A 13,980-nucleotide genomic window follows, 5' to 3' on the forward strand; every position below is an offset into this window, starting at 1 on the left:
AAGAGGCGCCTCAGCCCTTCAGGTCGGGCGTGAACTGCTTGTTCATGCGCGGATTCTTGACGAGGTCGCAGGCGCCGCCGGTATCGGCCGGGAACGAATCCGGGAAGGCCGCCAGCTGCTCCCATTTCCGGTCCTTGGGCCGGGCGAGATAGGTGTTGCGGATGGTGTGGTGGGTGCCCGGATCCATCGTCACCTTGCCCGTGGGTGAGTCAATGGTGATGCCGCTCTCCAGCGCCGCCACGACGGCGTCGCGCTCGACCGAGCCGGCCTTCTTCACCCCTTCCGCCCAGAACATGATGCCTTCGTAGGTGGCGGTGTCGAGCTCGCTGAGATCGGTGACGTCGGCGCCGAACTTCCCCTGCATGCCGGCGACGAAGGCCTTGCTCGCGGGCGTGTCGAGGTCGTTGTACCAGCCGTAGCAGGTGAGGATGCCGTTGGTGGTGGAGGTGTCCATGGTGGTCAGCTCGTCGCCGAGGCCGAACACGCTGGCGCCCATGGGGATCTTGCCCTTCATGCCGGCGGCGTCCCACTGCCGGTAGAAGCCCGAATGGTTGGCGCCGACGAGGGCGGAGAGGACGATCTCCGGCTGCGCCTGCTGGATGCGGCTGATGGCGGAGGAGAAGTTCGTGACGTCGAGGGGGAAGAAGTCGGTGCCGGCCACGGAGCCGCCGCCATCCTTCATGAACTTCGTCATCCAGCTCGCGGTGATGTGGCCGTAATTGTAGTCCGCGGCGATGATGTAGGCCTTCTTGCCCCAGTTCTTGAGGGCGTAATCGACGATGTGGTTGACGGTCTGGGCCGGGGTCGAGCCGGTGCAGAAGACGTTGCGGTCGCAGACACCGCCCTCGTACTGGGTGTTGTAGAAATAGAGGGTCTTGGAACGGCCGAAGATCGGCCGGATCGCCTCGCGCGAGGCCGAGGTGATGCCGCCCTGGATGACGTCGACCTTGTCCTTCAGGGCGAGGGTCTGGGCGTATTGCGTATAGAGCTGCATGTTGGACTGGGTGTCGTAGGCGATCAGCTTGATCGGACGGCCCAGCAGGCCGCCGGCCTTGTTGAGGAGCTCCACCGTGTATTCGGTGGTCTCGATCATCCGCTTGCCTTCGAGGCCGAGCGCCCCGGTCCCGTCGAGGAGGCTGCCGAGCTTGATCGGCTCCGCCGCCAACCCGTTCCGGGCAAAGAACGGCATCGCCACCGCGCCGCCCGCCCCCGCCAAACCGAGCTTGAGCGCATGGCGACGGTTCATCGTGCCCTTGGTCATCAACATCACTCCGCTTCGTGCCGTCTGCACGGACGATCGCCGCCGGCCGCGCCGGAGTGACGTAACAAGATCGATGCCAACAAATCTCACATTACGGGCAAGGTCGGGCGAGCGCGCCGGATGCCTCCTCCATAGGCAGGCCGGGGGCCGTTTCGCCTCGCCTCAAGGCATGAAAGCCACAGATCACGCACGTCCCGCATCGGCGCGGAGAGCGTCCCGCGTGGTCGGTCAGGCGGCTCGCACGGTGGCGAGGAAGCGGGCGACCTCGAGACTGAGATGCTCGGATTGCTGCGACAGGTCGGAGGCCGAGGCCAGGACCTGGCTCGCGGCGGCGCCGGTCTCCTCGGCCGCGTTCGCCACGCTGGAGATGTTGGTGGTGACCTCACCCGTCCCGACGGCCGCCTGAGCGACGTTGCGGACGATCTCCTGTGTCGCGGCACCCTGTTCCTCGACGGCCGCGGCGATGGAGGTGGCGACGGTACTGATCTCGCCGATCCGCGCGGCGATGGTTCCGATCGCCGCGACCGCCTCTCCCGTGGAGGTCTGGATGCGGCCGATCTGGTCGCCGATCTCCTGGGTGGCCCGCGTCGTCTGGCTGGCGAGCTGCTTCACCTCGGCGGCGACCACGGCGAAGCCCCGGCCCGATTCACCGGCCCGCGCCGCCTCGATGGTGGCGTTCAGCGCCAGCAGGTTGGTCTGTCCGGCGATCTCCGAGATGATCGAGACGACGTCGCCGATCTTGCCCGCCGCCAGGCTGAGCTCCTGGACGAGGGAGGCGGTCCGGGCCGCCTCGTTCACCGCGAGGGTGGCGAGCCGGGCCGATCCGTCGACCTGACGGCCGATTTCCTGCACCGAGGAGCCGAGCTGCTCCGTCGCGGCCGCCACCGTGTTGACGTTGTAGGCCGCTTGCTCGGCTGCCGCCGCGACCGCCAGGGATTGCGAGGCGGTCTGCGTGGCCGTCGTCGTCATCGATTGCGCCGTGCCCTGGAGCTGGTTCGCCGACGCCGCCACGGTGCCGATGATGCCGCCCACGGCCTGTTCGAAATCCCCCGCCATCTGATGCATGGCGGCGTGGCGCTGGGCTTCGGCGCCCGCCCGTGCCAGCACGGTCTCCTCTTCCATCGCCCTCATCTCGATGAGGCGTGTCTTGAACACCTGCACCGCATCCGCGATCGTGCCGATCTCGGTCCCCTCACCCTGGCGCGGGATCGCCACCGACAGGTCGCCCGAGGCCAGCGCCTGCATGGGCTGGACCACCGAGGCGATGCCTCCGGTAACACCGCGGACGATCCAGAACGCGAGCAGGGCCGAGAGCACGAGGCCGCCGATGCCGGCGCCGAGGACGATGGTCTCTGTGCGGGCGAAGGCTTCCCGTCCTTCGATCCGGGATGCTTCCGCGGCCTCGTTGTTGACGGTCACGAGCTGGTCGGCCAGCGAGGTGCTCAGGCGCTGAAGCTCGGTCGATCTGCCCTGCATCCGCTCGAGCGCATCCTCGTTCATCCCGCTGCGCGAGAGGTCGAGGATCGGCTTGTTCTCCTTGAGGTAGTCGAGCCAGGTCGCGTTGAGGCGGTCGTAGATCGCTCGCTCGCGCGCGGAGGTCGCGAGGGGAGCGTAATCGGCCAGCACGCGCGTGACCCTGCCCTGCCGCTCGACGATCTCGGAATCGTAGCGCTTCTTCGAATCGGGGTCGATCGCGGCCAGATGGCGGTAGATGCTGATCGCGTAGCGCGCGACCCAGCCGGAGATCTCACCGGCCTTGGCGACGCTCGGCAGGGCATCCGACTGGACTGCCACCAACTGTGCGTTGATCGTCCGTGTTGCCGTCAGCGCGACCGCCCCCATCCCGAGCAGAAACAGCGTCGTGACCGCGAAGGCGCCGATGAGGCGCGCGCGCAGGGAAAGACGGCTCAGCATGACGGCGTTCCGCGACAGAGGGGGAATGTATGGAGAATGTCCACCCCCAAGATCCACCGAAGGTCTGAATATTTTCTAAAGCTAAATACCGACGTGATGAGACTTTTGTTTCCACATAGATAAGGTTTTAATTCCTACATCTGCAATTTAACCGGTCTTTCTCGTATAGTCGGCTAGAAGATGCATGCACTTGTTCGGTCGGTTTGTCGGTGAGGTGGCGGAACAACGATGCCGACGAGCGAGACGACTCGACGCCCGGTCACGATTGCATGGGCGGGGAGGTCTCGTCGGTCCCGGTTGCTTCCGCCTTCGCCGCGCGTTCCCGCTCCGCCCTCAGCTCTTTCTCGGCCATCAGCCAGAATTCGATTTCGAATCCCATCGGCTGATGATTACGCTCCCAGAGTTCGTAGGCGCGCCGGCGAATCTGATCGAATGTCGGGCTGGCGCTGCGTTCCGTCGATGTCTGCTTCATGGGAACTTCGCCTCGTCCAGATTCTGCTTCGTCCAAATCCCGCTCCATCCGAACCCCGTCCCGGCATCGGCCGCCGGCCTCGCGTCGCGACGGTCTCGCATCATGCCGCAGAGCCCATGGCATGTTCCCCGCCCGGGAACATTCACACAGGGCAGGGGCCGGGCGGTTCTGCGCCGCGGCGTGCGATGCCAACGATCCTCCGCGAACCAGGGCGCTTCAGCGCCGTTGTCGCATATGCCTTTGTCGCACATGCAAAAGGCGGGACAGGCCCCCGGCCATGACGCCGAACCCGCTCCGGCATCTGGCCACGGTTTCGTGCTGCAGTGCAAGATGCGGGATGGGTCGACCGATGGACCGGGGCGAGGTGGGCCAGGGTAAGGAGTGAGGGGAAGGCGTGACGGGCGGGGAGATCCGATATTGGAGCGTGACTGTCCTCGCGATCCTCGCACTGGCGGGCGCCTGGCTGCTGCTGCCGATGGACGAATGGCTGCGCGGCTTCGCCGAATGGACCGCGGGCCTCGGCCTGCTCGGCCCCCTCGCCTTCGGTGGGCTCTTCTTTCTCGCGACCCTGCTGGTGATTCCCTGTACGCCGTTGACCATTGCCGGGGCTGTCGCCTTCGGATGGTGGGCCATGCCCATCGCCCTGGTCTCGGCCACGGCGGGCTCCGTCCTCGCCTTCATCGCCAGCCGCTACCTGTTCCGCGAGCGGCTGCGCCGCCTCATAGCGCGCCGCCCGACCATGGTGGCCACCATGGAGGCAGTGGGGGATGGCGGGTGGCGCCTTCTCACCCTGATGCGGCTGAGCCCCTTCGTCCCCTTCAATGCCCAGAACTACGCGCTCGGTCTCACCGAGGTCGGCATGGGCGCCTATCTCGTCTCGACCATCCTCGGGATGCTGCCGGGCACCGTCGTCTGCGTTTATCTCGGAATCATCGGGCGCGCGGCCGGCAGCGATACGACCGAGCATTGGCTCTTTCTCGGTCTCGGCTTCGCCGCCACGGTGGCCGCCGTCGCCCTCACCCGGCGCCGCGTGCGGCACAAGATGCAGGCCAGGCAGGCGGCGACGGCGGCATGAGGACACCTGGCATGAGAGCAGTGGCGTCGAACCAGTGAAGCGAGACAGTTGATATGAGCGGCCCGTCCCAGCCGGCGGCATCGGATCACGGCCATGCCGTGCCCGCCATGCCGGCCCCCCTGACATCCTGGCTGGTTCCCGGCGCGACCTGCTGGCGCCAGGAGCGGGCGGCCCGCGTGGCGATCCTGCACGACGGCGCCGCCTATTTCGCCGCGTCGCGCGAGGCGATCCTCAAGGCCCAATCCTCCGTGATGCTGATCGGCTGGAGCTTCGATCCGCGCGTGCGGCTGACGCCCCAGGGGGAGGCGGACCGCGAGACCATGGCCGACCTGCTGCGGCGCCTGAAGGCGACGCGGCCCGAGGTCGAGATCCGTCTCCTGATCTGGGACATGCCGTGGCCGATCTCCGCCGGCACCGATCTCAAGCCCGACGACATCCGCGCCCGGCTCGGGCCGGGGATCGAGTACGTCGTCGATTCCCGCCTCCCCTTCGGGGCTTGCCAGCACCAGAAGGTGCTGGTGGTGGACGACCGCATCGCCTTCAGCGGCGGCAGCGATTTCGAGGTGAACCGCTGGGACACGCCCGCCCATCGGGACCGTGACCCGCTCCGGCGTCTGCCGACCGGCGAGGATTACCCGCCGCGCCACGACGTCATGATGCTCGTCGACGGTGCGGCCGCGTCGGCGTTGTCCGATCTGGCGCGTCAACGCTGGCAGGAGGCGACGAGCGGGCGCAGCGGTTCAGCCGTGTCCGGACCGGTCGGCACAGACGCACGCGGTCCTTCCCGCCCTGATTCTTCCCTCCCCGATCCTTGGCCCGATTCGGTGACGCCGCTCTTCGAGGACGTGACGGTAGGGCTCGCCCGCACGATACCGGCACGGGAATCGGGGGATGCGATCCGCGAGAACGAGGCGCTCTATCTGCTGGCGATCCGCCGCGCGTCCCGTCACATCTATCTCGAGAACCAGTATTTCACCTCTCCGCTCATCGCCGAGGCCCTGGCCGCGCGCCTCGCCGAGCCGGAAGGTCCCGACATCGTCGTGGTGCTCGCCGAACGCAGCCCGAACGGCTTCGACCGGATCACCATGGACGGGGCGAGGCGCGGCCTCATCGCCCGGCTTCGCGCGGCGGACCGGTATGGCCGCCTGCGCATCCTCGCGCCGCATACGCTTCAGGGCCGTCCGATCCTCGTCCATTCCAAGGTCGCGATCTTCGACGACCGGATGCTCCGGGTCGGGTCGACGAACCTGAACAACCGGTCCATGGGCTACGACACCGAATGCGATCTCGCCCTCGAAGCGCTCGATGGCGACGCGGGCGATGTGCGGCGCATCGCCATCGCGCGGGTGAGGAACGGCCTGATCGCCCATCATGCCGGCTGCCCGCGCGACGCTTTCGAGGAGGCGGTGCGGGAGAAGGGCCTGCTCGCGGCGATCGACGATCCCGCCCTCGTCCCGGCCCGCCGACTGTGCTCGCTCGTGGCCTCCCGGCGCGGGCCCATTGTGCGCCTCGTCGAGGCCTTCCATCTCGGAGATCCCGTCGGTCTCGCCGATGCCTGGCGGCCCTGGCGCCGTCACCGCGCCCTCGCCCGGCGCCGCGAGGGGGCCAACGCGGTCGCGGGTCAGCAGCTGGTACGCGCCGGGGCGGCGCAGGCCGCCGAGGCGTCATAGGGGGCGATCCGACGGACGGAACGCTTCGCGCACAGCCGGTGTGCTCGGTGGCACCTGATGGTGCCTGCGAGGCGGATCGATGCGTCCCTCGTCGCGCGGTCGGTGATATGGCCTCGTTCCGTTCGGGCGCAGCATCGGCTCCGTGCCGATCGTCCACCGTCGCCGATACGAGAGCATGTTTCACCTGATCCTCGGTCTGCCCTGCCTGTACGTCGTCACCAGGGTCCTATGGCCGCTTCCATGGCCGTTCGCCGTGAAGGCCGGCATTGCCGTCCTTCTGCTCGTCGCGTCGCAATACCATCTGTGGAGCCGCCTCTCGTCCGGTTCGGTCTTCGCGCCCGAGTTTCCGCGGGTGCTGATCCTGCTGTTCAACTGGGCCTTCGGGGCGATCTTCCTCCTGGCGGCGATGCAGCTGGCGCTCGACGTCGTGGCGTTGGCCTCCAGGCTCGTGCCCGGTGCCGGCTGGGCGATCCCGGCCGGCTGGCGCTATGCCGAGGCGGCGCTGGCCATGCTCCTGTCGGCGGTGGCGTTGCAGCAGGCGGTGCGGGTGCCGCCGCTCAAGGACGTCACCGTCGAGATCGAGAACCTTCCGGCTGGCTTCGACGGCTTCACCCTGCTTCAGCTGACGGACCTGCATCTCAGCCGCCTGTTCCCGGCGGCATGGGCGCGGGAAGTGGTGACGCGATCCAACGCGCTCGGCGTCGATCTCGTGGTGGTGACCGGCGACCTGATCGACGGGGCCCTCGCATCGCGCCGCGCCGACGTCGAACCGCTGCGTGGTCTCCATGCGCCGGACGGGGTCTGGGTGATCCCCGGCAACCATGAATACTTCTTCGACTATGCGGGGTGGATGCGCCGCTATGCCGAACTGGGCATGGGCGTGCTCGAGAACCGGCACACGGTCTTGAAGCGCGGTGGCGATGCCTTGGTTCTCGCGGGCGTGACCGACCTGTCGGCCTCGCATTCGGGACGACCGGTGCACGACCTCGACGCCGCTTTGGCCGGTGCGCCGCCCAATGCCCCCATCGTTCTGCTCGACCATCAGCCGAGGGGCGCGGCGCGGTCGGCCGCGAAAGGTGTGGCCCTGCAACTCTCCGGGCACACGCATGGCGGGATGATCTGGGGCCTCGACCGGCTGGTCGCTCGCGCCAATGCCGGCTTCGTCTCCGGCGCATACGCGGTCGGCGCCATGACGCTCTACGTCAACAACGGCACGGGGCTGTGGCCCGGCTTCGCCTTGAGGCTCGGGACCTCCTCCGAGCTGACGCGCATCACGCTCCGGGGCAAGCCCCGATCCTAGAGCTGCGCCCGACCACAATGGGTCCGGCTCAGCTGAGGTGATGAAGATCCGACGTTCGGTACCCGCCGTCGGGGGAGTTTCCGACCCAACCCGGCCGCTTGGTTCGCCATGGGTACTCCTTACGAGCAGTCATCTGTTGGCCGGCCGGCAACGTCGGCTCGTGGCGGCAACCAGACTTTGGTCCTTCGTCCCGAATCGGACGTTCCGCTGTCGATCCAACCTTGCCGTGGAGGGTGGTTTTCAGCTGTCCTCATGAGCGAACGGTCATCGCTCCTTGTCCCGGCTGCATGGCGTCTCGAGTGCAGCCGCGCAGCAGGTGGATGCTTATCGGCAGCTGAGGAACGAAAATCCGCTGCCTGCAGAACATCAGTATCCAGCGGCAAAAATCAATTATAGACGATACAAACGTAATATGTTTGTGTATCCTGACCCCTCCAGAGAGCGGTTCAGGCGTTTGATGCGCCGTTGAACTATGTGAGGCCGTGATTCGATTGCGTCACCATTTCTATTGGGGGCCAACATGTCCGACGCGATCAACCCGGCTGCACCGCATCATTTGCCAATATTCATGCCGGCGGCAGACGGGACTGACGTGTTCATGTCGGTCATGGCCGTGGTCCTCGTCCTCGTGGTGATGGCAGCGGGGCTTCTGTTCCTGCGCCTGCATACCTTGCCCGAACGGATGGCCCACAAGAGCCACAAGCTGCAGTTCGAGATCGTCGCCGTGCTGGGGCTGCTCGCCTTCTTCACGCATATCCATCTGTTTTGGGTGATGGGCCTCCTGCTTGCCTTGATCGACATCCCAAACTTCGGAGGGACGCTCGGTCGCATGGCGGGGGCGCTCGAACGGATCGCGGGCCTCCCTCCAGGAACGGGAGCTGCCGAGGTGTCGGAGGACAGCGGGTCGGCCAGCGTCCCCCGGGAAGATGTCTCGCCCGTCTTACGGCCCATCCCGAGGATCGTCCCGGTCAGCACGACGAGGACCTGATCCATGCTCGAGATCTTACTGTGCTCGGTGCTGACAATCCTGCCGGACTATCTTTTCCGACGCTTCGGCCAGGGCAAGCGGTTCGGCAAGGAGATCACGCTCTACTCGGTGTGGTTCGAGCTGAGGTGGGGCATCGTCTCGTGCCTGATGCTTTCCGTGGGTCTCATCACGGTGATCTTCTATTATCACCCATCTACGAAGACCGCGACCCTGTACTACCGGACCGTTCCCATCGTCTCGGAGACCAGCGGACGTGTCGCCGAGATCTACGTCAACAGCATCAGCGGCGAGGTCAAGAAGGGCGAACCCATCTTCCGCCTGGACAGCGCGACCCAGGAGGCGGCGGCCGAGGCGGCTCGGCGTAAGATCGCCGAGGTCGAGGCGGCGATGGTGGCGGCGCGATCCGAGATTGCGGCGTCCGAAGGCAAGGCTCAGGAGGCGAGGAGCGGCCTACAGCAGGCCATCGACGAACTGGAGACGAAGCAGGAGCTGAACCGGCGGGGCGCTGGGATCGTCGCGTTTCGCGAGATCGAGCGGCTTCAGAATGTCGTGAACGGCCGGCGCGGCGCGGTCGCGGCTGCGACGGCGGCCAAGCAGACGGCCGAAGCGCAGGTCAGCAGTCTTCTCCCCGCCCAGAAAGCCAGTGCAGAAGCTGCTCTTGCCCAAGCCACTGTAGAGATCGCGAAGACCACCATCCGGGCCGGCGTTGATGGACGAGTGGAGCAGTTCACCCTGCGGGTCGGCGACATCGTCAATCCGATCATGCGACCGGCAGGCGTGCTGATCCCCGAAGGTGCCGGACGGAAAGCCATTACGGCGGGGTTCGGGCAGATCGAAGCTCAGGTCATGAAGGTGGGGATGCTGGCCGAGATCACCTGCGTCTCCAAACCCTGGACCGTGATCCCCATGGTGGTGACGAGCGTGCAGGATTTCATTGCCGCCGGACAATTTCGTGGCGGCGAGCAGCTCATCGATGCGCAGCAGGTCGTTCGCCCCGGAACGATCACGGTGTTTCTCGAGCCGCTCTACGCGGGTGGGCTCGAAGGCGTGAAACCGGGCAGCAGCTGTATCGCCAATGCATATACCAGCAACCACGACCTGATTAACTCGGGCAAGCTCAGCACCACCAGAAGCTTGGTCCTCCATGCGGTCGATGCCACCGCCGTCGTCCACGCCATGATCCTACGTATCCAGGCATTGATGCTGCCGATCCAAACTCTCGTTTTTAGCGGACATTAGTATGGGAACGGGCAGAAGACCCAGTCAGTCACGGAGCCGATTGTCTGGTCCCCACCCGACCCAGCCGCAGACTTTCCGACCTTGTGCAACAGGTCGTAAGCGGGCGCGACGGCTGTGTCTGCTTCTGTCAACTCCCCGCCAGAAGCAGACGCTGCTCCCCGATCCATTTCAGACGCTCGGGGCGGGTACGATCGGTCGAATTTCTTCAACCACCCGACCCTTGTTGCGCCGCGCTCGTTTGCGCCGAAACGGCATCCATTTCGGCGGAGCGCGCCCTAGCCCACGAGGACGACGGCCTTGCGCGCGTAGGAGTGCCCGTCGATCTCGCCGGCGATGAAGTGGGCCACATCCGCCCGGGAAATCAGGCCGTTCCGCCAGGATGCGGGCTCCGTCAGGATCTTGTAGCGTCCCGTGGCCGAGCCGGGCGTCAGGACGCCCGGCCGGACGAAGGTCCAGTCCAGGCCAGAGCGGCGGATCCGCATCTCCTGGGCGTCCTTGTCGTCATAGGCCCGCCCGAAGACGAGGCGGAAGGGGATGCGTTGCAGCAGGCCGATGGCGTCACGGCTGTCGCCGGTGCCGAAGCCCGTCACGGCGAGGATGCGCCGCACGCCGGCTTTCTCCATAGCCGGCACCAGCACGTTGGTGGCGGCCGAGAACAGGGTCACCGGCCCGAGCAGGTTCTTCGCCGGCACGCCCAGGGCCTGCACCACGACGTCGATGCCCTCCAGGGCGGATGTGACGTCGGCGGCGTTCAAGGCGTCGCCGGGGAAGCGTTCCAGCGCTTGGCCCGACAGCGACATGGTCGCGGCGGATCGGGCGAAGGCGCGCACGCGATGGCCGGCCGCCAGGGCCGCCTTCACGGTTTCCAGGCCGATGCCCTGGCTGGCGCCGATGACGAGGACGTGGGCCATGTCGGATTTCCTGACGCGTGTTGTGACTGGCGAGCGGTGTGAAGAGGGAGGGACGATCGTTCAGGCGGCCGGGACATTCATCTCGAAGCCGAGCCCGGTCTCGTCGATCCGGCGCGTGAAACGGCCGCCGAGGCTGCGCTCGATGGTCTGTCTCAGCAGTCGGGAACCGAACCCGCCCCCATCGGACGTGACCGTCCCCGAGGAGGCCGACGTCTCCTCCCACTTGAGCGTGAGCGTTCCCTCCGACACGCGACCCGTCACTGTCAGCGTGCCGCCTCCCGAGAGGGCGCCATACTTGGCCGAGTTGGTGGCGAGCTCGTGCAGGATCATGGCGTAATCGTTGACCTTGCCGGGAGGCGCCACGGCGGCGTCCTCGACGTCGATCTCGATGTTGCCGCCGTCGAGGTAGGGGGACAGGATCCGCTCGGCCAGCGTCCGAAGCCTGACATTGCCGTGGTCCCCGGCCTGTGCCCGCGTCGCCAGGGCCGTCGCCTCGTGCAGCACGCCGAAGCGTTGCGACAGGTCCTCGGCGAAGTGAGGAGTCGAGGTGGCGCCCCGGGCGACGATGGCGGTCAGCGCCCGGGCGACGGAGAACATGTTCGAGACACGGTGCGCGAGTTCCGCCGTGAGGAGGTGCTCGGCTTCTTCGGCGCGCTTCTGCCGGGTCACGTCGAGAAAGATGGCCTGGACCCACTCGCCGACCTTGCCGGACTCTCCCCCCACCCCGCGGGCGGAGACCCAGCGTGCGTCAGGGCCGTCACCGATGCGAAAGTCGAAACTGTAGGGATGGGAATCGGCCTCGCTCGCCGTCCAGTCGAGCATCATGGCGCGGCGGTCCTCCGCGTTCACGCGCGCGAAGAGATCGTCGATGGGGACGACGGATTCGGACGTCCCCCAGAACTCGCGGCACAGCCCGTCGAGCTGGGCCAACCTGCGCGTCGGCGACCAGGCCCACAGGGCGACGCCGCCACGATGGATGGTGTCGGTGAAGCTGGCCAGCGTCCACTCGTAGCCTGACGACGTCACATCCTCGGCCATGCAATTCCCGATTGAACCTCGAACAGGGTCGATGCCTGTCGCATCGCCGGGGGGACAAGCCGTTTGGCAGCGGTTTGCTCCCTCACGTCATCGACATCCTCCGATCCGCGGCGATAGCGTCGCGTTTCCCATCCTCGGCTTGGCAAGATGGGCGTGCGGCGCTCGCTCGACGGCGGTTCGTGTCGCTCCCGCGGTCGAGATCGTCTTGAAGACTTCGAGCAACCGAAGCCGGACCGCCCCGCCCTCTCCCCGCATTCGAGGCTCCGGGTCAGTCCGCGGCCGGACCGATCTCCAACTCCACCAGGAGGGGCAGGTGGTCCGAGGCGCGGCGGGCGAGCGGCGTGCGCACGACTTCCATGCGTCGCACCCGCACCTCCGGCCCGACGAAGACATGGTCGATCCGCAGCAGCGGCCAGCGGCTCGGAAAGGTCGCGGAGCCGGATTTCTGCCCGGCGATCCGCCTCGCATCGACGAGATGCGCGCCGAGCCGCCGGTAGGCGGCGGATTGCGGGATGGCGTTGAAATCTCCCATCAGGACGAAGGGGGAGACGCAGTCGGGCGATCCGGTCCAGTCGGGGCCGAGCAGCGCCTTCGCCTGGGCCATCCGCTCCTTCGCCGACAGGCCCAGATGGGTATTGAAGACCTGCAGAATCCGGCCATTCGCCGTCACCTCCACCCACAGGGCGCCGCGCGGCTCCAGGCCGGGCCGGTTCGCGAGGCCGGGCAGGATGCCCGACCGGACCAGCCGGGACGGAAGGCGGGTCAGGATGGCGTCGCCGTAGCGCTCCTCGGCCAGGTGCAGGGCCGGATGGAAATGGTGATCCATGCCGAGACGCCGGGCGATGGTTTCGGCCTGATCGAGGCCGCCGGTCCGGGCGCGCCCGACATCGACCTCTTGGAGCGCGACGAGATCGGCCCCGCTGGCGGCGATGACCTCGGCCACCCGGTCCGGCGACACGCGCCCGTCCATGCCGCGGCAATGACGGATGTTGTAGGACAGGGCGCGGACGCTGATCAAACGGGAAGGCTCGTCAAACGGGAAGCACTCGTCAAACGGGAAAGCTCGGGCCGAGGGCGGGAGGGCCGGCTTCGCATGTGGGACGAGACGGGCACGGGCCCTAACTAGAGCGCTTTCCGTCGAAGGGGATGCCGGTTCGGCGCCTAATCGTCGTCGTCGTCCACCGGGGAGCCGGAGGGGATCGGGCTGCCGTTCTCGACGCCGTTCTCGAACATGCCGGGGGGACCGTCGAAGCCGACGACGCCGTCCGGATTGTCCGGTGACACGTTGGGGTCCACCGGTGGCGGCATGGTCCGGTCGAGGCGGCGCTCGATGCGCTCCTCGCGGCGAAGATCGTCGGTGATCGGCACGTCGCGCGGGCTCTGCGCCCAGGCCTGGGCGGCCGGGGACGCCGCGAAGAGGCCCAGCAGGATAACGGATCCGAACTTCATCTCATGTCTCCAGGCGCCGCGTCGGAGCCGTCGGAAGAGTTTATCGGACCAAGAGCGATAAACGACAGTCAACGATTATGATGAAGAACGATTAATGCCGGTCCCGCTCAACCACCTTCGATGCCCTCGGCAGTCGTCGGCGCATCGGGCAGGATGCCGGCTGAACTTCTTGAAGCTGCTAAGCCCGAATGTGAACGGCTCGAACCTCCCGTCGGGAATCGAACTCACCAGGGCTCCGGTTCAGCCGGGACGTGTGATGCACGGGCGGCAGATGCTCCGAGCTGGCGGCCCGCCCGTTGCTAGGCCTCATCGCGTGGTGTCGGCGGTTGGCCGAGCCTAATCGTTATCCTCGTTCGGGAAAGGTCTCCCGGACATCAGGACGAAACATCGCCGTGAAACGTTGTCCTAGTCGGTAACGGGAGATCTGAATGGACACGAGCCTCATTGCGATGAACGACGAAGCCAACCGGATCGGATCGGAGCGGCTTCTGACGCAGTTGCGCGAGGAGGGCCTGGTGTATCGTCTCTGGGTCACGGGCACGGCGAAGGGAAGCCACCTCCACATGCAGGTGGACGGGCTCGACGACGATCTCGAAGACCGCCTCGTCCGCGTCCTCAGGGGACGGGGCATGCAGCTCGATATCCAGCCACTGACCGCTTGAG

At 66.8% G+C, this 13,980-nt stretch carries 13 protein-coding genes; 6 read left to right on the forward strand and 7 right to left on the reverse strand.

Features of this window, described 5'->3' with window-relative positions; all coding sequences use genetic code 11:
* Positions 1 to 10: 10 nt before the first annotated feature.
* The 3 genes from AC0IXR_RS08865 to AC0IXR_RS08875 form a co-directional block, all read right to left on the reverse strand.
* Positions 11 to 1,261, reverse strand: coding sequence for an urea ABC transporter substrate-binding protein (locus AC0IXR_RS08865; RefSeq protein WP_471760440.1), 1,251 nt, complete (start codon positions 1,259 to 1,261; stop codon positions 11 to 13).
* A gap of 228 nt (positions 1,262 to 1,489) precedes the next feature.
* Positions 1,490 to 3,175 (reverse strand): methyl-accepting chemotaxis protein, encoded by a 1,686-nt coding sequence (locus AC0IXR_RS08870; protein WP_471760441.1) that lies wholly within the window; start codon positions 3,173 to 3,175, stop codon positions 1,490 to 1,492.
* Positions 3,176 to 3,434: 259 nt separating this feature from the next.
* Positions 3,435 to 3,683 (reverse strand): DUF2934 domain-containing protein, encoded by a 249-nt coding sequence (locus tag AC0IXR_RS08875; RefSeq protein WP_348271038.1) that lies wholly within the window; start codon positions 3,681 to 3,683, stop codon positions 3,435 to 3,437.
* Between the two features lie 439 nt (positions 3,684 to 4,122).
* Here AC0IXR_RS08875 and AC0IXR_RS08880 point away from each other — a divergent pair, with 439 nt between their 5' ends.
* The 5 genes from AC0IXR_RS08880 (at position 4,123) to AC0IXR_RS08900 (ending at position 9,919) form a co-directional block, all read left to right on the forward strand.
* Positions 4,123 to 4,722, forward strand: a complete 600-nt coding sequence (locus tag AC0IXR_RS08880) for a TVP38/TMEM64 family protein (RefSeq protein WP_082470202.1) — start codon at positions 4,123 to 4,125, stop codon at positions 4,720 to 4,722.
* A gap of 53 nt (positions 4,723 to 4,775) precedes the next feature.
* Entirely contained in the window at positions 4,776 to 6,392 is a 1,617-nt protein-coding gene (locus AC0IXR_RS08885) for a phospholipase D-like domain-containing protein (protein WP_471760442.1), read from the forward strand.
* Between the two features lie 175 nt (positions 6,393 to 6,567).
* Positions 6,568 to 7,692: a metallophosphoesterase gene (locus AC0IXR_RS08890; protein WP_471760443.1), complete on the forward strand. Its 1,125-nt coding sequence runs from the start codon at positions 6,568 to 6,570 to the stop codon at positions 7,690 to 7,692.
* 520 nt (positions 7,693 to 8,212) lie between these two features.
* The gene (locus AC0IXR_RS08895; protein ID WP_471760444.1) at positions 8,213 to 8,680 is read left to right on the forward strand and encodes a hypothetical protein; all 468 of its coding nucleotides are present in this window, start codon (positions 8,213 to 8,215) and stop codon (positions 8,678 to 8,680) included.
* A 3-nt stretch (positions 8,681 to 8,683) separates the two neighbouring features.
* Positions 8,684 to 9,919 carry an HlyD family secretion protein gene (locus AC0IXR_RS08900; RefSeq protein WP_471760445.1) on the forward strand — a complete coding sequence of 412 codons (1,236 nt, stop codon included), beginning with the start codon at positions 8,684 to 8,686 and terminating at the stop codon, positions 9,917 to 9,919.
* A gap of 275 nt (positions 9,920 to 10,194) precedes the next feature.
* Here AC0IXR_RS08900 and AC0IXR_RS08905 read toward each other — a convergent pair whose 3' ends face one another.
* The 4 genes from AC0IXR_RS08905 to AC0IXR_RS08920 form a co-directional block, all read right to left on the reverse strand.
* Positions 10,195 to 10,830: an NAD(P)-dependent oxidoreductase gene (locus AC0IXR_RS08905; protein ID WP_461227649.1), complete on the reverse strand. Its 636-nt coding sequence runs from the start codon at positions 10,828 to 10,830 to the stop codon at positions 10,195 to 10,197.
* A 60-nt stretch (positions 10,831 to 10,890) separates the two neighbouring features.
* A complete protein-coding gene (locus tag AC0IXR_RS08910) occupies positions 10,891 to 11,868 on the reverse strand; it encodes a sensor histidine kinase (protein WP_471760447.1) in 978 nt (325 codons plus the stop codon).
* 268 nt (positions 11,869 to 12,136) lie between these two features.
* Entirely contained in the window at positions 12,137 to 12,886 is a 750-nt protein-coding gene (locus AC0IXR_RS08915) for an endonuclease/exonuclease/phosphatase family protein (RefSeq protein WP_461227651.1), read from the reverse strand.
* A gap of 143 nt (positions 12,887 to 13,029) precedes the next feature.
* The gene (locus AC0IXR_RS08920) at positions 13,030 to 13,317 is read right to left on the reverse strand and encodes a hypothetical protein (RefSeq protein WP_056425399.1); all 288 of its coding nucleotides are present in this window, start codon (positions 13,315 to 13,317) and stop codon (positions 13,030 to 13,032) included.
* A 428-nt stretch (positions 13,318 to 13,745) separates the two neighbouring features.
* Between AC0IXR_RS08920 and AC0IXR_RS08925 the strand changes: the two genes are divergently transcribed.
* The gene (locus AC0IXR_RS08925) at positions 13,746 to 13,979 is read left to right on the forward strand and encodes a hypothetical protein (RefSeq protein ID WP_207411897.1); all 234 of its coding nucleotides are present in this window, start codon (positions 13,746 to 13,748) and stop codon (positions 13,977 to 13,979) included.
* The last annotated feature ends 1 nt before the right edge of the window (position 13,980 follow it).

The sequence above is a fragment of the Methylobacterium sp. AC832 genome, assembly GCF_979256025.1.

Excerpts from the sequence above, each read along its gene's own strand:
- AC0IXR_RS08865 (WP_471760440.1), bottom strand. The coding sequence starts at position 1,261 with ATGACCAAGGGCACGATGAACCGTCGCCATGCGCTCAAGCTCGGTTTG.
- AC0IXR_RS08870 (WP_471760441.1), bottom strand. The coding sequence starts at position 3,175 with ATGCTGAGCCGTCTTTCCCTGCGCGCGCGCCTCATCGGCGCCTTCGCG.
- AC0IXR_RS08880 (WP_082470202.1), top strand. The coding sequence starts at position 4,123 with ATGGACGAATGGCTGCGCGGCTTCGCCGAATGGACCGCGGGCCTCGGC.
- AC0IXR_RS08885 (WP_471760442.1), top strand. The coding sequence starts at position 4,776 with ATGAGCGGCCCGTCCCAGCCGGCGGCATCGGATCACGGCCATGCCGTG.
- AC0IXR_RS08890 (WP_471760443.1), top strand. The coding sequence starts at position 6,568 with ATGTTTCACCTGATCCTCGGTCTGCCCTGCCTGTACGTCGTCACCAGG.
- AC0IXR_RS08895 (WP_471760444.1), top strand. The coding sequence starts at position 8,213 with ATGTCCGACGCGATCAACCCGGCTGCACCGCATCATTTGCCAATATTC.
- AC0IXR_RS08900 (WP_471760445.1), top strand. The coding sequence starts at position 8,684 with ATGCTCGAGATCTTACTGTGCTCGGTGCTGACAATCCTGCCGGACTAT.
- AC0IXR_RS08905 (WP_461227649.1), bottom strand. The coding sequence starts at position 10,830 with ATGGCCCACGTCCTCGTCATCGGCGCCAGCCAGGGCATCGGCCTGGAA.
- AC0IXR_RS08910 (WP_471760447.1), bottom strand. The coding sequence starts at position 11,868 with ATGGCCGAGGATGTGACGTCGTCAGGCTACGAGTGGACGCTGGCCAGC.
- AC0IXR_RS08920 (WP_056425399.1), bottom strand. The coding sequence starts at position 13,317 with ATGAAGTTCGGATCCGTTATCCTGCTGGGCCTCTTCGCGGCGTCCCCG.
- AC0IXR_RS08925 (WP_207411897.1), top strand. The coding sequence starts at position 13,746 with ATGGACACGAGCCTCATTGCGATGAACGACGAAGCCAACCGGATCGGA.